The following is a 19,828-nucleotide window of genomic DNA, read 5'->3' on the forward strand; positions in this document are numbered from 1 at the left end:
CTCAGGCTACCTTTGCTTTAGTGTCTACGGCTTTCAAGAGGGTATCCACGAGCTGGTCCGGCGATACGCCGTCTGCCTCGGCTTCGAAATTCAGCAGTATGCGATGTCGCAAGGACGAGTGGGCGGTCTTCTGTATATCGCTGAAACTCACATTGAATCGCCCCGCCCGGAGGGCGTTGACTTTCCCTGCCAACAATAGCGCCTGCGCGCCGCGGGGACTTGACCCGTACCGCACATACTGCTTGACGATCTCGGGCGCATCGGGGCTCTCGGGATGGGTTGCGGTAACCAGGCGCACGACGTAAGAAGTTATCTGAGGCGCCACCGGAACATCGCGGACAAGGCCGGCCCACCCCGTCAGGCGCGCCGCGTCCATCACCCTTTCTCCATGAGGCATCTCGCGCTGTGTTGTACGGTCCAGGATCATCCCCAGGTCATCGCCCGTCGGGAATGTCACCAGCAGTTTGAAGAAGAACCGGTCCAACTGAGCCTCAGGAAGCGTGTAGGTGCCCTCCATCTCGATTGGGTTTTGGGTTGCCATCACGAAGAACGGTTCCTCGAGACGATGACTCGTGCGCGCGACGGAAACCGTGTGCTCCTGCATCGCCTCGAGAAGCGCTGACTGTGTCTTGGGGGTTGCCCGGTTTATCTCATCCGCGAGGACGATGTTGGCGAAGATAGGCCCCTGCCGGAACCGGAATTCCCGGTTGCCGGCCTCGTCTTCAACGACGATGTTGGTGCCGATAATGTCGGCCGGCATCAGGTCGGGGGTGAACTGAATGCGTGAGAACTGCAGGCTGAGGGACTGGCTCAAGGTTCTGACAAGGAGCGTCTTCCCCAGTCCGGGCACACCCTCAAGGAGGCAGTGCCCCCCCGCGAACAGGCAGGTCAATACGCCGTCTATCACGTGTTCGCTGCCCACGATGACTTTGGCGATCTCGTCGTGCAGCCGCTGAAAATCGTCGCGAAACTGTGCTGCCGCCATCTCTGGATTGCTCATCATTTGTTCTCCCCGGTCTCATCGGACCGCGATTTCCGCGCCCGTTTGTCGAGAGCGCGATCTTTCGCTGCCAGTAGTTGCGCGGTATATTCGGTGCTTCCGCGTTGTTGTCCCGCCTTTTCCGCGGCGCTGACCTGGGCTGCCGCAGCGGCTTCCAGCCGTTCCCGGACCGCAGGGACATTGTCCAGCACGCCGGTTCCTTCCACGGAATAGACGAATGTCTTCGAGACTTGTCTCATGGCGCCATAGGCGCCGGTAAGCGGGCGCAGACGCGTTCCCTGCGCGGGCACCATGCGCCGGATGCCGGGAACCCGCCGCAATAGGGCGGCCAGCCATGCGAGCGGCGCCAGAAAATCGACCACGACCCGCCGCACGAAGATCTCGACAGGAAACAGGCAAACCGCGAACGCCACAAGATAGTGCCAGACGGGCGTGATCGTTGCTGACGCTTCCAGATTGTGAAGAAACGGATTGTCGCCCGGAGACACGAGGTTTCCGCCGCCTTCGGCTGCCATTTCTTCCAGGAGCGGCATGTTGGAGGTGTGGTATTCGTACTCGGGGGAATACCCGAGTGCCAGCCCGGCAGGCAGCATCCCCTGGCTGCCGTCTTGTCTGGTATACACCAGGTTTACCATGTACACCCCATGTTCATCGACGGGGAACATGCCTTCGTAGATGCCAGGACCAGTTTGGGCCAGGTTGATCTCGCTGTGGCTGAAATCCGGACCGGGCCCAGTGACCGCCCCTCGAGGCCTCAGGAAGTTGACGAAACGCCCTTGCTCGTCTACGGCGTCGATCCGGACATGCCCCCATCCCCCCTCTGCGCGCACATTGACCTGGAACGTTGTCGGAGCGGTGTCCCGTGTCGCCCAGCGCACCGCTTGCGCCCAGAAACGGTTGAACTCCTCCCACTGCATCCAGTTGGGGGCCCAGCGCGTTGTCACGTCGGAGGTAAACGCCACCGACTTGCCCAGCCCGTACCGCCAATGCGCCAGGATAGGGTCGGCCTCATCGGAAACCAGCGGCACCGACGCGTTCTCTTTGGGGACGGTCACCACATATCCGCGCAACGGCGGCAATCCGTTATCCAGCACGCCCCGGAGAATTTCCGAGGCGTATTGGGCTTGGGGGACGAACTCTTTCTCGACGAGGAGGCCGCGTTTCACGGTGGCGGCCTCCTTGGTGAAAATCTGAGGGAGGTTGGTTGGATTCTGCACCAGGTAATACTCGCCGCCCGTGGCTTGGGCAACCACTTGCAGCGACTGTTGGTCGCTCAAGCTGTGCGGACTGATGCAGACCGTGCTCACGGTAATCTTGGCGTCCGCCAGATTCTTGAGCAGCGCGCGCGGAGGCTGCTGGGCATCGCCATCCGAGATGATAACCACGCGTTTTGCCGCGGCGTCGGCCACAACCAGCGCGTCGTACGCCATTTGGAGGCCCGGTCCCGTGGCAGGCATATCGCCTATTTGCGGATTGGTGAGCGCCGCCTGCATACGCCGCTTGTCGCCCACGGGTTGCAGGGGAAAAAGCCAGTCGTCCGTTCCGTCCCATTTATAGGCCAGGGTTCCCATGAGGTCTTGTGAGGCCAAGACGTTCAGCGAGGCGATGCCGATCTCTCGTGCCCAGGCATTGCCCTCCGGAATCTCGCAGGTGTGCATGATCAACACCAGGGCCCCGCGCGGCATGACCTTCCGTTCTTTGATGTCCATGTTGACCGGCAGCGCGCGCTCGACCGCACTGTCGTAGTACCCCCCGGCGCCGAAACTGTCCGGTCCTCCAATCATCACGAGCCCGATTCCGAGGTCGCGCACCATGGCTTCCAGCGATCGGATTTGCTCGGTGGTCAGGTCTGTGCTGCTTACATTCGAGAGTATCACCACGTCGAAATCCTGGAACCCCGCCAGAGAGGTCGGGAAACTCCCCAGGTCCGCGGTCACGACGTGCAGCCCCTCGGCAACAAGAGCTTGTCCCAGCCGCGTGCTGTGCTCAGGATCTGCCTCGAGATACAAGACTCGAGGCTCTCCCTGGATGACCGTGAACGCGCGCCCGACATTGTTAGCATTCACGGTGTCGGCGGCGGATTCGATCGTCGCTTCGTATTCGTAAAACCCTTGCTGATTCAATTCCTGGGGCAACAGGAAAGCGTTATCGCCCTGCTGCAAGGTCACGTCCGCGGACTGCAGCAACCGTTTTCCCTGCTGGACGCGCTGGTACACGCGCAGGATTGCATCGCAGTCTTGGTCCGACTCGACAATCACCTGCAACTTGAACGGTTCTTCGGTGTTCACGCGGGATGGAACGTTTACCTCACGGACCCGCACTTCCGGGGATTCCCCCGTCTCGAGCGGCGCGACATTCACTTCGATGCCCGCCGCCCGCGCGAGTTTTATCTCTTCCAACGCGGCGCCGACAGTCTCGTTGCCGTCCGTGTACAGGACCATTCGCTTCATGTGGCCCTGTGGGAAAGCGGCCATGGCAAGGCGCACCGCCGCGGCGATGTCGGTCTGCTCTCCTCCGACATACGAGCGCACTTGTTCCAGGCGAAGGCGCGCCTCGATCTTGTGCTCGATGCTCGGTTGTTCTCCGAACACAATGACGCCCGCTTCGTCATTTTGCCCCATGAAGGTCTCACAGGTCTGTTTGACGGCATCCACGGCCGCCTGGCGGAATTCCTCGACGATGCTGTTGGATTGGTCGAGCAGAAAGAACACCGCCAGTTTGTCGTTGGTACGAACCAGTTCTGCCCCCGCAAGGGCCGCGATCAACGCAGTCAGGATCAGACAGCGAAGCGTGAGCGCAATCCATTTTCGCGTTCGAGACAGCGACCGCATTCGCAAGGCTATCCACGCGGTCCACGGCACCAGAACGAGCAGGACCAATACCCACGGGAATATGAACCGGGGGGTTACATCCACTGCTGCTCCCCCTTCCGGTGGTTGGCCGTTTCTCGCATGAAGGTATTGGTTGCCTTGCGCATTCGCGTCTATCCTAATGTGAACGATTGGATGCGGTGGTTGTCCGTATCCGCGACGTAAGCCATCCCCCTGCTGCTCACCGCGACGCCCCTGGGGCCGTGAAACTGCCCCGGGTCTCGCCCGGGCCCGCCGTAAGCCCCAAGGAATTTACCCTCCGGGCTGAAGTGTGACACGCGGTTGTTGCCGTATTCGCATGCCAGGATGCCTCCGTCCGGAAGCATGGCGGTATCGTAAGGATACTTGAGTCTTTGTCCGTTTTCACCGCTATTCCCGATGATTTGAAGGCATTTCCCTTCGAGATCGAACAGTTGAATGCGATGGTTCACGGTGTCACAAACATAAACGCGATCTTCGAAGACATCAATCGCCATAGCCCGGCTGAACTGCCCGGGTTCAGCGCCAAACTCGCCAAAACTGAACAGAAACTCATTGTTCGAATCGAACACCTGCACCCGGTCCGCGTCCATGCCATACTCCGAGATGAACGACCGCCCGTCCGGATGCCGGGCGATATCGGTGGGATAGATGAAGTTGCCCGGTTGGGAACCGTAGCTGCCCCATTCGACCACCAAATCACCTTCGGGGGTGTACTCGCGGATAGCGCTGTAGTGAGTGTCCGCAATCAACACCCGGCCATTGTGGTCAAAAGCAACCCCGGTCGGCGTTCCATTGTCCGCGGCAGGCATATGCCATTTTCTTTGGAATTCGCCCTGTTCGGAAAAGACTTGGACCCTGCCCGTCGTGTCAATGACGTATATCTCTCCACCAAACGCGCCGACGGCGCGAGGGCGCAAGAACTCGCCATCACGCTGTCCCGGGCAGCCCCATGTGGTCCAAACAGCTTCGGTTTGAACAGTTTGCACGCTGCATGCGCAGGCACATGCAGCGGCGGACGCAACCAGGAACTCCCGCCGTGTAACCCCCACAGTTCTATGCACCTGTTTCCGGACGGTCATTCGCGCCGTTCGCGCGGCGACCGTTCGGGTTCCAGCGACCCAAAATACTGCCGCACGAACTCTTTCGAGCCCTGCGGAATCTCTTCCTTTGTCAACGCTTCCTCAGCGGCTTGCTGCACTTCGATGATGGTTTCGGAGACGAACTCGGTTGTGGCTTCGGGGTCTTCATCAGGGGCGTTATGCTTCATGATACTCGACAAAACCTTCCCGGGCGTCATTTCGCCGGGCAAAAACGTTGGGCTGAAGCCTCCCTGAACGTCGGGCAAATCGCCGACCGTGCCGCCGCGGCCGCTTCCCGGCCCGCCCATCCCGGGACCGGACCCCTGATTGGAACCGGCGCTCCAAGGAGACCGGCCGGGGCCGCGGCTACCCCAGTTGGCGCCGATACCCTGGCCATTCTGGCCGCCGGAGCCCATGCCGCCGAACCCAAGGGCCGCAAGATCGCATTTCCCGCCCGAACACGCCTTGCAACCTTCCCCCATGCATTGCATGGCCATGTCCATCTGCTGCATCTGTTCCATCGCCGAGGCGACGTCTTCCAGGGCCATCTGCATCTGTTCGAGCGATGCGAGCATGCCTGCGGCGTCCTTTATAGACATGCCTTCGGCCGCCTTTTCCAGCGCCTGACCGAGCATGGAGTCCTTGCCGCCCAATTCCTTGGCCAATTCGCTGAGTTCTTTGGCCAAGGCTTTTCGTTCTTCCTCGGTAAGGCCGCCTTCTTTTTGTATCTTCTCCGCGAGTTGCTCCTGCAGTTCCCGGGCCTTTTCGGCTGCTTTCTCGAAATTTCCTTCCTCAATGCTCGACGCGAGGTCCTTGGTCTTGTCCAGGTCCGCTTTACTCATGCCAGGCCGGGCAACGGGCATCTCGCTCGCGATCTTCTCCCGTTCTTCGCGGATTTCCTTGGCCATATTGGTCAACTTGGCCAATGCCTGCTTTTCGGATAGCTCACCGCTCTCAAGACCTTCCGCAATCCGCTCCACTTTCTTGACGTCTTCGGTGAGACTTGGGTGACGCTCAGATTCCGGCAATTCTTTGATCGGGCGCATGGCCTCTTCGAGCTTGCGCGCCCGGGCCGTCATGGTTTCACGAAGCTCGCGCGCCTTCGCCACGCGTTCCCGGTGTCCGAGCACGTCAAATTCAGGCAGGAGCACATAGGCAAGTCCGTACACCAGCACAGCTACTGCAAGCCACTTGGTGACTCGGGGCATTCTCACCGGGAAGTCCTTGCCGGTATTGATGTTACAGGAATGAATCTCGGCGTCGCGATGAAGCGCTTGAACCATCTCTCCGTCCGCGTCAGACAGTTCGAGAGAGCTGGTGATACGCTCTTCGAGACCCAACCGCCGGTCTACCTCGAGCGCGGCCATTGAGAAAGAAGGACGCTGGTGATAGGTCAACAGGAACGCCGCAGCGCCAGCAACCGCCAACAGGACTATCAGGACCGGTTCGGGCGGTCCCAAGTAGGGAAACAAGCGCACAGCCACGAGCCAGAGCAAGGCCAGGGAGCAGGCCCATGTCAGGAACAGGGCCAGAAAATAGAGCCAGGCCGTGACAATCAGACGCCGCCGGACAGCGCCCAAAAGCTTCCCGAAACGTTTGGCAGCCATCACTTTGTTCTTTCCGGTTAATGGCAGGCGACAATCAGTGCCTGCAGACCCATTACCTCCACCATATCATGACGCCCATCGCCAGAAAAGATCATTTTCCGCTCACGCAAAAATGCGAATAGTGAGAGGCGGTGAGCCCGATCCTATTCTCCATCTCCCTTTACGTTCAGCGGCATGAATTGTTCACACAGCGAGGGCTCCAGGACAAGCAGGAAAGGTGCAGGGAACCAGAAAAGGGGCGGGTCCGGCCCTGCCTTCTTCATTGGCGCACTGTAGAGCCCTCCGTGAGGGCTTTGGACGGCAGGCGGGGCAAATATGTGTCCCCTGCAGAACGCAACGAACTCCTTGACCTCCGGCGAATCCATATGCCGCAAGGCTTCTCGCATGAAACTTCCATGCCGCCTTCCCAGGCCCTGCCTCAACATGGTGAGTAGGACCGTGCCGGGGTCTTGCGAAAGTAGCGTTTCGTCTGTTACACATTCCCGACGGCACAACCCCTCGCCGGGCTGCTTCTCAAGCACAATGAGGACGGAGCTGCACGTTGCGGGACTGGCCGCAGGAAGAAAACGCCTGTGGACCATCTCGCAGAATCGCAAAACGTCATCGTGGGCAAGATGGATTCGCAGGGTCTTCATGAACTCCTCATATTCGTCACTGAGCACGTGTTCGAGAAGATGGTTGTTGTTGAAGAAATCATGAGCCTGGTAGACGGCCACCCGGCACTCGCGTTCCCGTGCATGCTGCTCGATTTCGCGGAACGTAACGCCCGTGTCAGAGTCCAACGGATGGAATCCGTCTTTGACATGCGGGCGCGGTATTCCGATAGTGTCTCCGAACTGCTGCTGCTCGCCGGAAGCCATGTCGAAGACGATTCGCCCGCCGTCGCGCGTTACACGAAGGCACGCGTCCAACAAGGGCTACCACTGGGGGAAATGGCGAAGCACGGTCATTGAAACGACGCTGTCGAAAATGCCGTCGCTGAATGGCAGCCGCTCGAGCTCGCCTTGGACACAGGGAAACGCTTTCCTCTCCTCTCGAGCGTACGCTTTCCCGCGGCCCAGCATATCGCGTGAGATATCCAGAGCCATGACTTGGTAGTCCGCCCCTAGCAGGGGAAATGTGAAGCGGCCGGTGCCTGCCCCGGCGTCCAGGTTCTTGGGGCCCAAGGCATGCTGCAGGACAAATCCTGTTTCCGTGAGGTTCCTCAAGCGGACTACGGGCTCGTTCTGGTGCACGAGATGAAAGTAATGATTTCCGGCGCCCTCCTGCGCCCACACGGCCCGCTTCTGTCCCCGGATCTCGTTGCGCTGGTCTTCCGTGAGATGGGACGGGTCCATGAATGTCCCCCATTCGAGGTCGTGTTCTAAAGTGATCTGCCTTGCTTTCGCCATGCCGCAATCTGCCGGGAACGCCGGGCGGTCTGACCTTGGCGGACAATCTTGGACCATGTGGCGTAATCCTGGTCCTCGGGCAGCATCAGGGACAAGAACGGCTCAAGCACATCATCCCCCAGGAAATCGCAAAACGAGTCGTACAGCTGTACATGGTTCTTGTACCGCATCCTGGGCGTGTAGCGTTTTACGGGGACGACGCTTTCCAAGTCAACAAAAAAGAACGTTTTGCCATCCCGCGTCAAGATGTTTTTCCCCGAGAGGTCCCGATGAAATACCCCGACCTCGCGAAGGGTGTCAATGGCCAGAGCCAAGTCTCTGAGAAAATCTCGAATCTGGTTCTCCGTAGCCCCCTCCTGGACCATTTCCGCGGCAAAGCGCTCGACGTTGCTGGTTTGGTCAAGGTAATCCATAACCAGGTAGCTTGCCGTGACGAAGCCCCAGCGTTCCGTCTCGATCAGTCCATGGGCGCGGGGAACGCTGACGCCCTGCTGTTCGAGGTAGAGGCTGGCCAGCCAGCCGCGCCGGAACCGGTTGCGGCGCAGCGTACGCTTCAATAAGCCCCGGACCGCCCCCCCTGAACAGGCCTTCACGACCAGACCATCCACACGGCGCGTGACATATCTTGACGAGGCCTTCAAGACGGCGCCCTCGGCTGAAATGGCCGTCAACAGGGTTTCACACGATATGTCCTTTCGGTGATGGATGATGGCATTACCGCGCCGGTCACATATTGTGTTGTCGGAAGCCTGCATGAATGTGTGCATGTGCATAAACTATTTCCTGGGTCCAGAGAGGGACGCCCTCGATTTCACTCGGTACAGGAACGAGAGCAAGAGATGGCGTGAAAGTCGGCCATATCCTTCAAAGATCATCTCATACGCCTTGGGGTCGAGATAGTTCTTCTCGAACGAACGCCGCAGCCGAAACAAGTTTGCCGCGCGGGCATACGACGATAAGTGCTTGGTTTTTCTGGCTTTATCGAAGTCGATAAGGAAAGGTCTGCCCCCTGAGACCAAGATGTTTCGGACTTGGAGATCTGCGTGCCATACGCCTAAATCGTGCATCCGGCGGATGGTCTCGCCGATTTTCTTCAATGTAGCAGAGGACGGTTCCGAACCCGTCAATAAGCAGTCCTGGAGGTGAAGCGCATCCAGGGCCATTGTTGCGATACGGCCTCGCAACAGGCCGCAGCGGCGCCACCAGCATATGCCCAACGGCTCCGGCACCGGAAAATCTTGCCTCCAAAGGTAATCGACGATGCGCAGCTCCGCCAGGGGCCGGTTTGTCAAATAGGCGTCACGGTTCACGTACCGCAGCAGGCCTCCCCGACGGTACTCGCGCACCAGGGCCGAGCCCCGGGGTAAAGGGAACCTGTAAACGGTACCCCGTCCCGACGCATTGTCAGGAGCTGTGCCGGTCCCTGAGAGCAAAGCGTCTTTCACAAGACCGGCAAATTCCCCGCGAAGCAACCCGGATTTGCCGTCCCCGCAAACGAATTCATATCCTTCTAACATTATCTTGGTGTCTGACTCGGATCCGACAGCCCGAGGCGTTCATAGGTTCGGGATTCTCAAGCGGTACTGTGCATCCCTTTTCGGGGTGAATACTCACAAACGATAAGCATAACATAATACCTTTTCAAAAGGGCGGAATCCATTGAAGCGAAGAGAAGGGGCCTCGCTCGCATGGCTTGCCTCCCACCTGAAAGCTGGCCGGGTTTCATGCGCATTGGCGAGAACAAGGCGGCGCGCAAAGAAGGCAAAACATGAGGTTCTGTGAAACATTTAGGGCAGCTTGTGGTATTAACCATAAAGTGCGAGAATGCGTCTACCCGGGACTCCGGATGTCCAGAACGCGAGGAGAAAGCTCATGACGAAACTGCACGCAAAAGCCATCAGCAAACCGGGGAGCGCTGATACAAGCGATGTTCAAAACACTCTCGATCTTTTCGCGTTCATCAGGAATCTGATGGGTTTGCTCAATACGTTCTTAGCAAACAGCCCGAAGACCCAAGCCAGTTCCTGACCGGGGCAGGCTGGGCGGGGGCGGGTCCGCGCAAGAGGCCAAATTGCGCGTGCCCGGGGGAATATTCCAGCGTATATAATACTTGACAGTTGCGTTTCGCGCGTGTTTTGTGTAACGTTATCGGGAGTCGGGGTTCTTCCCAGGAACGGGAAGCGCGGGAGCCATGCGCGTAATTGAGGCGCAGGTTTCGCTCCCCGAGACAAGGTTGAGGGAGTATCCTCTGGAGAGAGGGGCCCATGAGTGACTGCCTGGAGTTCCGGCTATAGCTGGAAGATGGGGAGAGGATGGTACCGAATGAAGCACGTGAAACCACTTTCGCGGAAACCCGGGGTTGCGCAGCAGACGGTTTTGGAGGTCAAGTTGGAAGCGCTTCTGTATTATGTTGACGCAGGGGCCGAGTACGTCTTTAACAAGTTTGAAAACGCTGTTGTGTAGGCAGGTCAACCGGAGAACATCCTTGATGAACCACTGCAAACCTATTTCGAAGATCCCCGAGCGGGCTCAAACATCGAATTTCGTTCTGCTGAAGAACTTCACCCAGGATTTGGCCGAGCGCGTGTTGAGTATTCAGCGCTCCAAACCATGGGGAATCTACTGGCCGCCCGGCGGGGGAGATGAAGATTAAGCCGGGCCGAGATTGTGAGGGCGTTGTCCGCCGGTTCCGCGAGTGAGTGGCACGTCAGATGGCAGGGGCGCAGGGAAATGCGACAAGACGCCTGAGTCACGGCTGTTACGGCAAAGTCAGGGATTGAGAATTGGAACTGCCGCCTGGGAAACCCATCCCGGGCGGCAGTTTGTTTTTCCTGCACGTCTTCAGATGCGGCTTCGTCCGATGGCGGACATGCGTATTCTCAGTTCGTCGCAGTTCTCGAAACGTTTTTCCGGCTCCTTGCTCATCATCCGCATGATGATATCCCCTAAATCTCTGGGGCATCTCGGATTGGCGTCCGAAGGGTGGTCCGGCATGGTCTGAAGATGGCACTCGTAAAGCCGCTGCAGATTGTCGACTCGGAAAGGCACCTTTCCCGTAAATATCAAGTAGAAAGTGGCGCCCAACGAATAAATATCGCTCCGCGACGTAGCGCGTTCGCCTCGGATGATTTCCGGCGCGACGTACATTGGCGTCACTTGTTCCTTCAACCCGGTGTCCAACAGGGTAAACAGCCTTTCGCGCGCCAGCGAGTAATCTGTCAGCTTGGCAATACCCTTGCGAGTGAACAAGACGTTTGCCGGCTTCATGTCGTGGTGGATGAACCCCTGGTCGTGAATGTATTGCAGGCCATTGCACATCTGCGCGACGACCACCATGCGTTCCTGGAGGTTCCACGGCCGGTTTTCGATGTACCACCTGAGGTCCGGCCCGTCCACGTATTCTTCGACCAGACAATGCCCCTCGTCTCCGGAAACCAGGTCGTATATCTGGACGACGTTGCTGTGTTCAAACTTCTTGAAGCGTTTGACGCTCTTGGCCAATTCGCGGAGGTGGAGATTGTTGCGAAAGAAATTGGCGTGAAACAGTTTGACCGCCACGATGTTGCCTGTTTTCGTATCGATGGCGCGATAGACTACGCCGGTGCCTCCGCGTCCCAGCAGGAGGTCGATCCGAAAATGATACAGTTTGTATCTATCCGGGGGTTCGTGACGCAACGCAGTTCATCCCCTTCTATACGTCAAATGCAAGGTTGATTTCGGGGGCGTCGCCCCAGAGGCCGTCCAGATCATAGAATTCCCGCGCCTTTTCACGAAAGACGTGCACGATGATATTGCCAAAGTCAATTAGAAGCCAGCCCGCCCCTGCATCGCCTTCGGCTCCCCGGGGCAGTATGCCGATTTCCTTCATGCCCATGCGAATGGAATTGTAGATTGCTTTGACCTGCGGCTCGCTGGAAGCGCTGCAAATAACGAAAACATCCGCCATTACTGTAAGGCCGCGTAAATCGTAGGCCCTGATATCGCGGGCCTTGTGCTTCGCGGCGCATTCAGCGATGCGCAGGGTGTTGGGAAGGAAGTCCGGCTCGGTTGATTTGGATTTGCGAACGAGTTTCGCCAATTCCCCTTATGCTCCTTGTTACCGTTCCAATGCCTTCATGAGGATGTCGTTTACCAATTTGGGATTGGCTTTGCCTTTTGTGGCCTTCATCACCTGGCCCACCAGAAAACCCAGCGCCTTTTCTTTTCCGTTCCTGAAATCGTCAACCGGCCCGGGATTGGCGGCGACCACGCTCGCGACGACTTTCGTCAGTTCGTTCTCGTCACTGATTTGTACCAACCCTCTTGCTTCCACGATGCTTTTTGCGCTCTTGCCCGTTTCGAACATCTCCAGCAGCACATCTTTGGCGATCTTGCCGCTGATTGTACCATCATCGATCAAACGAATCATCGCTGCCAGTTCACCGCTGGAGACCTTGCATGTTTCGATGGCGACGCCGGTCTTGACGAGCAAAGCCTGCAAATCGCCCATAATCCAGTTCGCGGCGGGTTTTGCTGCAGCGCCGGCCTTCACGGTGATCTCGAAATAGTCAGCCATGCCGCGTGACGCGGTCAAGACATCGGCGTCATAGGCCGACAACCCGTACTCTTCCTGAAGACGCGTCCAGCGGGCGCGGGGCAGTTCGGGAAGGGTCTCGCGGATCTTGGCTTCCCATGCTTCGTCAACGGCCAAAGGCACGAGGTCGGGCTCGGGGAAATAGCGGTAATCATGAGCCGATTCTTTGCTGCGTTGCGAAACCGTGATTCCGCGGTCTGCATCCCATCCCCGGGTCTCCTGCAGAATGGTTCCACCTTCGTCGAGGAGCTGCCGCTGGCGCGCGATTTCAAATTCGATGGCCTTCTGCACGCCGCTGAACGAGGCCACGTTCTTGACCTCTGTCTTGACGCCGAACTCCTTTGCGCCGGCTGGCCGGATGCTGACGTTGGCTTCAGCGCGCAGCGACCCTTCTTCCATGTTGCAGTCGCTGACTTCGAGGTACTGCAGGATGCGTTTGAGTTGGGTGAGGTAGGCGAACGCCTCGTCCGCGCTCGAAATATCGGGCTCGGTGACGATCTCGAGCAAGGGAACGCCGCTGCGGTTGAAGTCGATGCCGCTTACGCCGCCACCCAGCGTGTGGGTATTCCGAGCGGTATCTTCCTCGAGATGCGCCCGTGTGATGCCGATCCGCTTTGTTTCGCCGTTGACGGTAATCTGGATGCATCCGTCATGGCACAACGGCAGATCGTACTGGCTGATCTGGTAATTCTTCGCAAGGTCCGGGTAGAAGTAATTCTTGCGGTCCATTTTTGACCAGCGCGCGATGGTGCAATTCAGCGCGAGTCCTGCCGCCACGGCAAATTCTACTGCCCGCTTGTTCATGACCGGCAGCACGCCCGGCATGCCCAGGCATATGGGGCAGACATTCGTGTTCGGCGGCGCATGGAACCGTGTGCTGCAGCTGCAAAACATCTTGGATGCGGTGTTCAGCTCGACGTGGACTTCCATCCCGATTACTGCTTCATATTCCATCTCGTCAGGTCCCTAACCGGCGCGACGCGCCGTCCGTTTACGCAATTGGGGGAACGCCCATCTCCAGGTTCCGATGTTGTTCATAGGTATACCCCACGCGGAGCACCGTTTCCTCGTCAAATGGCTTGCCCAGCATCTGCAAGCCCACCGGCAACCCCGATTCCGTGAGGCCGCAGGGCATGCTCATTCCCGGGATGCTGGCCAGATTCACCGAAATGGTATAGATGTCACTCAGGTACATCTCGAGGGGGTCGGCGGTTTTTTCGCCCAGTTTGAAGGCGGGGGTAGGCGATGTGGGCGTAAGGATCACGTCGCATTTTTCAAACGCCTTCTGGAAATCCTGCCGGATAAGGGTCCGCACCTTCTGGGCCTTGAGGTAGTACGCGTCGTAGTAGCCGCTCGAAAGCACGTACGTCCCGAGCATGATGCGCCGCCGCACTTCCGGGCCAAATGCCTCTGTCTTGGAGTTGACGTACATGTCGCGCACGTCAGTGACATTCGGCGAACGGTAGCCGTACCGGACGCCGTCAAAACGTGCGAGGTTGGCGCTCGCTTCGGCCGTGCAGATGATGTAATAGACCGCGATCGCATAATCCGTGTGAGGCAGGGAGACGTCGATGACCTTTGCCCCCAAGCCTTTCAATACGTCGACGGCGGCCTCGACGCGGGTCCGCACATCACCGCCCAGAGCGTCAGTGAAATATTCCTTGGGAAGGCCGACCGTGATATCCGAGACGTCATCGCGCAAGGCTCTGGTGAAATCGGGAACGGGTGTATCGGACGAAGTCGAGTCGCGCGGGTCCAGACCGCACAACACGTTGAGCGCCAAGGCCATGTCTTTCATGTCCTTGGTGAAGGGGCCGACCTGGTCCAGCGATGACGCGAACGCCACCAGCCCGTAGCGCGACACGCGCCCGTAGGTCGGTTTCAGTCCGACGCATCCACAGCATGCCGCCGGCTGGCGGATGGACCCGCCTGTATCGCTCCCGAGCGCGATTGCGCACTCGTCGGCCGCAATAGCCGCCGCTGAACCGCCGCTCGAGCCGCCCGGCACGCACGCGAGATTCCAAGGGTTATGAGTGATCTGGACTGCCGAGTTCTCTGTCGACGAGCCCATGGCGAATTCGTCCATATTGAGTTTGCCGAGGAAAATGCCCCCCGCGGCGTCTAGTTTCTCGATAATCGTCGCGTCAAACGGGCTTCGATAACCCTTCAAGATCTTTGAGCAGCATGTTGTCGTGCCCACCTTGGTGCAGAATACGTCTTTGACGCCGACGGGCACGCCGGCGAGAGGACCGGCGTCCTCTCCCCTCTTCAGTTTCGCGTCGACCTTCTCCGCCTGGCGCAGAGCATGGTCTTCCCACACGTCCGTATATGCTTGCACCTTGCCATCGACGGCCTTGATGCGGTTTAGAAAGCTCTGGGTCACCTCGGCAGCGGTGGTTTCGCCGCTCCGCACGGCATCGCGCAACTCATGTGCAGTCAACCTGTACCATTCACGACTCATGAGCAACTCCCGGCGAAATGGGGGCTGTGCGCCGCCCGTTGAATAGCCCTAGCCTTCCAGGATCTTCGGCACGAGAAAGTACTCGCCGTTAGTCTGGGGCGCGTTTCGGAGAGCATCTTCCCTGTTCAGGGAAGGTTTTACGACATCGTCCCGATACACATTGGTCATTTCCTGCGCGTGCATCATGGGCTCGATAGTATCGGTATTCAGCTCGTTCAGCTTATCCATGTAGCCCAGAATATCGGTCATCTCGCCGACCAGACGCTCCTTCGTAGCGTCATCCAGCGCCAAATGCGCCAATCGGGCCACATAATCAACGTCTTGTTGGGTGATCTTCGCCACTGTTGTCATTCCCCACGCATGTCAGAATCAAGAAACGCCACAATGAAAGGCGATCGTAGCATAGAGAGCCATCCGGATTCCACGAAAGCGGGCGCTAAAAGCAGCCCCCGTCATAGAAGCGAAAAACGCTTGGAACATCTGAGTATGTTCGGCAAGCCACCGAGTCGCTACCCGTTCTTCGTTACTCTTCAGATTGTGCCATTGGAACCAGCTCAAGGGCCTGCAGGACGGCCTCGCGCTCGTCGCACCCGGTCAGACGCACCTCGATAATGCCGTGGCGGGGAGCAATGTCACTGAAAACGGCATCGTAGGCGCGGAATGTCCCGCCGGCTGCTTCCTCGACATCCATCCCGGAAATGAGCCGGTCGCCATTGATGTCCACATTCAGAATGTGCTTGACGAATCCCCCGTCTTTGTCTTTTTCGAGGAACCAGTGCAAAGGCGTACTGGCAAACAAGAGACGCACGGTGTAACGTCCGGGGCCGGTGGTAAGGTTGACCCAAAACTCCCTGCCGTGGATGCCGTAACGGTAGAGTTCCGGGTCTTCGGTGTTTCCGATATACATGGTGCGGCGCTCAGTCCACAGGGCGTCTTTCATGACATCCCTGCCGTAGCCGCTCCGAACCACGAACTCCGAGGCCGGCCGCCATGCGTTGCCCTGCGAATCCTTGTAGTCCGTGCGCCCCGTGTAGCCAAAGATCATGCGTTGGGCGGTTCTTGGCCCTCCCCCGCTGCCGAATCCTGAATTCCCTTGTGCCGCGGAGTATTGGATGCCGCGCAATGACACTTCCGCGCCCCCGGAAACGGGGTTGCCTCGTCCCAGGGCTACAACGCGGAGCGTATGCTCGTCTTGTTTCAGCCCGCTCCGAGAGTAGATGGTCTGGTTGGCTCTGGGCTTGGGGCTCCAACAGTCGATGAAGGTTTGCTGCTTCTTTCCGTCGAGGAAAACCTCTGCGAGCCCTCCGCCGGGCCCGACGTCGCCGGTCACGCGCACCTGGTTGCCCTCGAAGGCGCAGGTCACGGAGGCTTCCGGCTCAGACGCCGCCATAACACCCCTGCGCTCGTTCCATGCCCCGGTTCTTGCCAAGGTTTCGGCCGCGACGAACTGCTGGGGATCCTGCCCGGTGATTTCCACGCGGCCGGCGTTGTCGTGCCGGATGGTCACTATGCAGTCGCCGTTGGGAAGGGTGTCGATGCGGTATCCGTTGGTATCCAGCTCTGGGCGCTCCTCCAACTCTTTGCCGTTGGCCGTTACGGCCTGCGGCATGAAAGCCAGACGCGCGACGTCGATGGTCTCAGGGAGCGCATCACATGTGGTGTAGGCAATCCGGCCGTCGGCGTATTCAATCCAGTTAACAACGGAGGTGCTGCGCATGAGGTGGTTTTCACGTGCGGGGCCGAAGGTTTCGGGCATCCACGCCAAGGCTTCCATGACCTGGCACAGCGGCCAGGGATGCGCAAGGTTCGACCACTCGCCCGTGGCCACGGCGTCCCCGAACAGGCCGTCCTTCACGACACCGTTTGTTTCGCTGTCGTACGTGGCCATGAGGATCATGCGGCGGCCGATCTCGCGCGCCCATTCGCTGTCCGCGAGCACGCCGTACCGAATCCACGTCGGCGCGGCGGTGTATTGGTTGTAGGACAGCGACGTGCCGCAGCAGGTCGACGATTCCGGAAATGCCCAGACGCCGCTGTAGGTGTCGGCGCACGAATTGGGGTCTACGCTGTTTCGTGCAAACACGAGAGGCATGATGTTGCGCAGGTCATTCTGCCAGTTCGGAAACGCTCCACGGTACTTCAGCATATAGTCCACGCACATTGACACTATGCCGCACGTTACCGGATTGTCCCAGTCCCAGTATTGGCGTCCCCATACCTCGTTGTCGGTCCATCGGGGCAGCAACTGGTGACGTATGCAGGCGCGGCCGGCGTCCCGAGCGCGCATCAAGGCGCCATTCTCTCCGGCGTACCCGGAAGCGATAACCTCGTCAAGGAACTCACAGACCATGGTGGTGCTGCCGGTCAACTTGTCCGACCATCCGACCACCGATGGGTCGACGTAGCGGTTCCACGGCGGGAACGCGGGATCAAAATTGCACTTTTCGGCGAAAACATCTGCCCAATGCCTGGCGGCCTCCCAGTACCGCTCCTCGCCCGTGAGTTTGTAGGTTTTGAGGACGTCCTCGCCCAGCCGAGCGCACAAATCGAGCTGGATGCGGGTGTCCTGCATGCATTTCCCGTAGACCTTTCCCCGGGTCGGCGTGCTGATGGGAAACCGCGGCCATTCGTGCCCGGCGTCCGTCAAGCCATAGTCGAGCACATAGTCGACCGTCAGGGTAACGTACGTTAGCGCGATGGGATCTCCGCTGTAGCGGTAATAATCGGTCAGACCCTTGATGATGCTCCATGCCCGCTGGCTGAGGTCGCCGCACATCCAGTCATTGGTCTCGGGAATCTGTATTTCGCCCTTGCTGGTAATGCTCCAGTGGGAGTTATAGATGAAATCCGGCGCGGCCATCACCGCTCGGTCCGTCCCGATCCACGGATACCGTTTATAGACCTCGATAGCGATGCGCAGGCGTTCGTCCAACTGCCCGTTCTGCCCCTCGTGCCAAGGGGCCAGGACTCCGTTCTCGTCCTCGCGCGTCCCGTGCGCATAATAGCTGTCCAAGCGGTTGGCGGCATGAGCGGGCGCCGCGGAAGCGACAAAAACGACGGAGACAAGAGAGACGGTCGATAAGTTGCGAAGCGTCATGGCTCACCCCACGGGATTTGGTCAATGTGTCGGGCCGTCTATCGCGAGTCTATCGAAAACTTCCACATAACGCCACGATTGAAAGGCTCTGTCTCTGTGCCCTTCGCGGCTTCGTGTAAGGAGTTCTTTGCCCCTAAGGTTTTATCAGCTCGGGCTTCGCGGTCTCGCCTTCCATATCGAAGGGCAGCCGGAACACGTCTCCGTTCTTGTTGCAGAAGTAGAGCCGCGATACGGACGGCTCCCGTCCGTGGCCGTCCGCCCAGAACCCGTAGAAATCCGGGTGGGCGTTGACCGGCCTCCGCACGTAGGTATGGTTGTACGGGCTGTTCTTTGTCATCTGCCTGACCATGGCCCACGATTCCCCGGCGTCTTCCGTGAACCACATGACGACCTCCCCGCCGGGGTTGTAAGGCTGGGGTCCGGCCTCCGTCGGCGCGATGAGCCGCCACTGGGTGTCGGACTCGACGTAGAGCGAGCCCATGTCGTAGTTGTTGTCGGAGATGATGTTTGACGGCAGAATCAGCCATTCCCGGCCGGTCCAGCGGGCGATAGTCCAGGTCCGGGGCATGTTCTTGGGGCCCGATTCGTAGCCTTTGCTGGTGAGGTAAAGGATGACGGGCCGGCCGGCGGAATCGAACGAGACGTCCTTGATGTATACGTTCAACCCTTTAGACTCGTATTCGGCCACACGGCAGGAACTCGCGGGGTCGGTGAGCATGGGCTCGAGCACTTGACCGCCGGCGGTCTTCCACGTCTCCCCGAAGTCATCGGACTCCATGTAGTACAGGTTCGTGCGCCAGTTCAACCCTTTCTTGGGCGGATGGTAGTTGAACGCGCTGCCGACTTTTTGCCCGAAGAAATTCGTGATTTGATAATGGCCTTCGCCCATGCGCGAGAGGAAGCGCCGCTCGGACCAATTGATGCCGTCCTCGCTGGTGGACATGCAGATGGCCCGGCCCCCCGTGTAGTGGGTGTGCATGAACAGCCAGCCCTTGCCGGGAATGATCCACGGCTGGGGATACGAGAAATTCCCTTGCCACTTCAACTCGAATTGGTCTATGCAATACGGCTCGACACTCCGCGAGATGTACGACGGGCGGCTCGTGCCGTGGCTGCTCGAAAAAATCCAGACATAGCCATCCGGGTCGATATTGATCACGGGGTTGTCGTGGGCATCGTCGGTCTGTTTGTCTAACAGCAGCAAGGGCCTCGGCACCTCCCCGGTCGCGTGGTCGTAGTATGAGACCATGTGGATGAGCCGGTTTTTGTCTTTGTACGCTCCGCCGTATGTGAAGAAGGTCTTGTTGGCTTCGGGGGCATACCACGCGAAGGGGATATGCTTGGCGCAATAGGTCCCCAGCCCGCCGCTGTACTTGTAGACATACTCGTCGTTGGACTTCTGATTAAAATACCAGATGCCCCGGTAGCCATCCTCACGCGTGTTGAGAAGAATCGGGCCCTTTTCGGCCTCTTCGGCGGCCCTGACGCCCATGGCCGAGGCCAGAATTGTCCCCATCAGCGCCATTCGAAGCCCCCTGGCGATGTTCATGCCCGCGCCTCCTTTCCGGCTGGCCGCAGCTTTAGCTCTGGGCCAGTTCTTCGGTCAATTCTTCCCATTCCTGGTAGAGCAACAATAGATCGGCCCTCAGTCCGTCGTATTCTTCCTTCAACCGGCGCTGTGCTTCGTGGCCGGCAGGGTCCAATTGCGCGAATTGGGCTTCGAGGTCCTCGACGGCCTCCTCCATGGCCTCGATGCGCGATTCGAGTT

General features: G+C 58.9%; 19 protein-coding genes. 4 read left to right on the forward strand and 15 right to left on the reverse strand.

The features are described from left to right. Position 1 precedes the first annotated feature (1 nt). The 4 genes from PLJ71_03420 to PLJ71_03435 form a co-directional block, all read right to left on the reverse strand. Positions 2 to 1,000: a MoxR family ATPase gene (locus tag PLJ71_03420; protein HQM47708.1), complete on the reverse strand. Its 999-nt coding sequence runs from the start codon at positions 998 to 1,000 to the stop codon at positions 2 to 4. Beyond that, positions 1,000 to 3,915 carry a VWA domain-containing protein gene (locus tag PLJ71_03425; GenBank protein HQM47709.1) on the reverse strand — a complete coding sequence of 972 codons (2,916 nt, stop codon included), beginning with the start codon at positions 3,913 to 3,915 and terminating at the stop codon, positions 1,000 to 1,002. The genes PLJ71_03420 and PLJ71_03425 overlap by 1 nt, the downstream gene beginning before the upstream one ends. Positions 3,916 to 3,983: 68 nt before the next feature. Then, positions 3,984 to 4,661, reverse strand: a complete 678-nt coding sequence (locus tag PLJ71_03430; GenBank protein ID HQM47710.1) for a hypothetical protein — start codon at positions 4,659 to 4,661, stop codon at positions 3,984 to 3,986. A gap of 266 nt (positions 4,662 to 4,927) precedes the next feature. Continuing rightward, positions 4,928 to 6,538 (reverse strand): hypothetical protein, encoded by a 1,611-nt coding sequence (locus PLJ71_03435; GenBank protein ID HQM47711.1) that lies wholly within the window; start codon positions 6,536 to 6,538, stop codon positions 4,928 to 4,930. Positions 6,539 to 7,110: 572 nt separating this feature from the next. Between PLJ71_03435 and PLJ71_03440 the strand changes: the two genes are divergently transcribed. Next, the gene (locus tag PLJ71_03440) at positions 7,111 to 7,491 is read left to right on the forward strand and encodes a hypothetical protein (GenBank protein ID HQM47712.1); all 381 of its coding nucleotides are present in this window, start codon (positions 7,111 to 7,113) and stop codon (positions 7,489 to 7,491) included. On the opposite strand, the gene PLJ71_03445 is transcribed toward PLJ71_03440, so the two are convergent. Genes PLJ71_03445 through PLJ71_03455 form a run of 3 tightly spaced genes read right to left on the reverse strand, consistent with a single transcriptional unit; the run spans position 7,456 to position 9,446 of the window. Next, positions 7,456 to 7,929 carry a class I SAM-dependent methyltransferase gene (locus PLJ71_03445; protein ID HQM47713.1) on the reverse strand — a complete coding sequence of 158 codons (474 nt, stop codon included), beginning with the start codon at positions 7,927 to 7,929 and terminating at the stop codon, positions 7,456 to 7,458. The genes PLJ71_03440 and PLJ71_03445 overlap by 36 nt on opposite strands. Further along, on the reverse strand, positions 7,902 to 8,702 hold the full coding sequence (locus PLJ71_03450; protein HQM47714.1) for a lipopolysaccharide kinase InaA family protein: 801 nt from the start codon (positions 8,700 to 8,702) through the stop codon (positions 7,902 to 7,904). Before PLJ71_03450 ends, PLJ71_03445 begins: the two co-directional genes overlap by 28 nt. A 3-nt stretch (positions 8,703 to 8,705) precedes the next feature. After that, positions 8,706 to 9,446: a lipopolysaccharide kinase InaA family protein gene (locus tag PLJ71_03455; GenBank protein HQM47715.1), complete on the reverse strand. Its 741-nt coding sequence runs from the start codon at positions 9,444 to 9,446 to the stop codon at positions 8,706 to 8,708. A gap of 355 nt (positions 9,447 to 9,801) precedes the next feature. On the opposite strand from PLJ71_03455, the gene PLJ71_03460 reads away from it, so the two are divergent. The 3 genes from PLJ71_03460 to PLJ71_03470 all read left to right on the forward strand — a co-directional run bounded on the left by PLJ71_03460 (position 9,802) and on the right by PLJ71_03470 (position 10,582). Then, complete coding sequence (locus tag PLJ71_03460; GenBank protein HQM47716.1) at positions 9,802 to 9,957, forward strand: hypothetical protein; 156 nt, start codon at positions 9,802 to 9,804, stop codon at positions 9,955 to 9,957. A 294-nt stretch (positions 9,958 to 10,251) separates the two neighbouring features. After that, positions 10,252 to 10,392, forward strand: coding sequence for a hypothetical protein (locus PLJ71_03465; GenBank protein ID HQM47717.1), 141 nt, complete (start codon positions 10,252 to 10,254; stop codon positions 10,390 to 10,392). A gap of 25 nt (positions 10,393 to 10,417) precedes the next feature. Beyond that, positions 10,418 to 10,582, forward strand: a complete 165-nt coding sequence (locus tag PLJ71_03470; GenBank protein HQM47718.1) for a hypothetical protein — start codon at positions 10,418 to 10,420, stop codon at positions 10,580 to 10,582. A gap of 188 nt (positions 10,583 to 10,770) precedes the next feature. Here PLJ71_03470 and PLJ71_03475 read toward each other — a convergent pair whose 3' ends face one another. From PLJ71_03475 to PLJ71_03510, 8 genes are all read right to left on the reverse strand, one after another. Then, positions 10,771 to 11,604, reverse strand: a complete 834-nt coding sequence (locus PLJ71_03475; GenBank protein HQM47719.1) for a serine/threonine-protein kinase — start codon at positions 11,602 to 11,604, stop codon at positions 10,771 to 10,773. A gap of 16 nt (positions 11,605 to 11,620) precedes the next feature. Next, complete coding sequence (gene rsfS, locus PLJ71_03480; GenBank protein ID HQM47720.1) at positions 11,621 to 12,007, reverse strand: ribosome silencing factor; 387 nt, start codon at positions 12,005 to 12,007, stop codon at positions 11,621 to 11,623. 18 nt (positions 12,008 to 12,025) lie between these two features. Further along, positions 12,026 to 13,456, reverse strand: a complete 1,431-nt coding sequence (gene gatB, locus PLJ71_03485) for an Asp-tRNA(Asn)/Glu-tRNA(Gln) amidotransferase subunit GatB (GenBank protein HQM47721.1) — start codon at positions 13,454 to 13,456, stop codon at positions 12,026 to 12,028. A gap of 37 nt (positions 13,457 to 13,493) precedes the next feature. Further along, positions 13,494 to 14,963: an Asp-tRNA(Asn)/Glu-tRNA(Gln) amidotransferase subunit GatA gene (gatA, locus tag PLJ71_03490; protein HQM47722.1), complete on the reverse strand. Its 1,470-nt coding sequence runs from the start codon at positions 14,961 to 14,963 to the stop codon at positions 13,494 to 13,496. A 48-nt stretch (positions 14,964 to 15,011) separates the two neighbouring features. Next, positions 15,012 to 15,305: an Asp-tRNA(Asn)/Glu-tRNA(Gln) amidotransferase subunit GatC gene (gene gatC / locus PLJ71_03495; protein ID HQM47723.1), complete on the reverse strand. Its 294-nt coding sequence runs from the start codon at positions 15,303 to 15,305 to the stop codon at positions 15,012 to 15,014. 181 nt (positions 15,306 to 15,486) lie between these two features. Then, positions 15,487 to 18,060, reverse strand: coding sequence for a malectin domain-containing carbohydrate-binding protein (locus tag PLJ71_03500; protein HQM47724.1), 2,574 nt, complete (start codon positions 18,058 to 18,060; stop codon positions 15,487 to 15,489). A 133-nt stretch (positions 18,061 to 18,193) separates the two neighbouring features. Continuing rightward, entirely contained in the window at positions 18,194 to 19,609 is a 1,416-nt protein-coding gene (locus tag PLJ71_03505; GenBank protein ID HQM47725.1) for a BNR-4 repeat-containing protein, read from the reverse strand. Between the two features lie 31 nt (positions 19,610 to 19,640). Next, on the reverse strand, positions 19,641 to 19,828 hold a 188-nt coding region (locus tag PLJ71_03510; protein ID HQM47726.1), incomplete at its 5' end, for a hypothetical protein.

It is taken from the genome of Candidatus Hydrogenedentota bacterium, from assembly GCA_035416745.1.
GTDB lineage: Bacteria > Hydrogenedentota > Hydrogenedentia > Hydrogenedentales > SLHB01 > UBA2224.

What these genes read in the sequence shown, in the direction of transcription:
- PLJ71_03445 (HQM47713.1), bottom strand. Translation starts at nt 7,929, where the DNA reads ATGGCGAAAGCAAGGCAGATCACTTTAGAACACGACCTCGAATGGGGG.
- PLJ71_03470 (HQM47718.1), top strand. Translation starts at nt 10,418, where the DNA reads ATGAACCACTGCAAACCTATTTCGAAGATCCCCGAGCGGGCTCAAACA.
- PLJ71_03455 (HQM47715.1), bottom strand. Translation starts at nt 9,446, where the DNA reads ATGTTAGAAGGATATGAATTCGTTTGCGGGGACGGCAAATCCGGGTTG.
- PLJ71_03460 (HQM47716.1), top strand. Translation starts at nt 9,802, where the DNA reads ATGACGAAACTGCACGCAAAAGCCATCAGCAAACCGGGGAGCGCTGAT.
- gatB (HQM47721.1), bottom strand. Translation starts at nt 13,456, where the DNA reads ATGGAATATGAAGCAGTAATCGGGATGGAAGTCCACGTCGAGCTGAAC.
- PLJ71_03420 (HQM47708.1), bottom strand. Translation starts at nt 1,000, where the DNA reads ATGAGCAATCCAGAGATGGCGGCAGCACAGTTTCGCGACGATTTTCAG.
- PLJ71_03500 (HQM47724.1), bottom strand. Translation starts at nt 18,060, where the DNA reads ATGACGCTTCGCAACTTATCGACCGTCTCTCTTGTCTCCGTCGTTTTT.
- PLJ71_03430 (HQM47710.1), bottom strand. Translation starts at nt 4,661, where the DNA reads ATGCCTGCCGCGGACAATGGAACGCCGACCGGGGTTGCTTTTGACCAC.
- PLJ71_03435 (HQM47711.1), bottom strand. Translation starts at nt 6,538, where the DNA reads ATGGCTGCCAAACGTTTCGGGAAGCTTTTGGGCGCTGTCCGGCGGCGT.
- gatA (HQM47722.1), bottom strand. Translation starts at nt 14,963, where the DNA reads ATGAGTCGTGAATGGTACAGGTTGACTGCACATGAGTTGCGCGATGCC.
- PLJ71_03505 (HQM47725.1), bottom strand. Translation starts at nt 19,609, where the DNA reads ATGAACATCGCCAGGGGGCTTCGAATGGCGCTGATGGGGACAATTCTG.
- PLJ71_03465 (HQM47717.1), top strand. Translation starts at nt 10,252, where the DNA reads ATGAAGCACGTGAAACCACTTTCGCGGAAACCCGGGGTTGCGCAGCAG.
- PLJ71_03450 (HQM47714.1), bottom strand. Translation starts at nt 8,702, where the DNA reads ATGCACATGCACACATTCATGCAGGCTTCCGACAACACAATATGTGAC.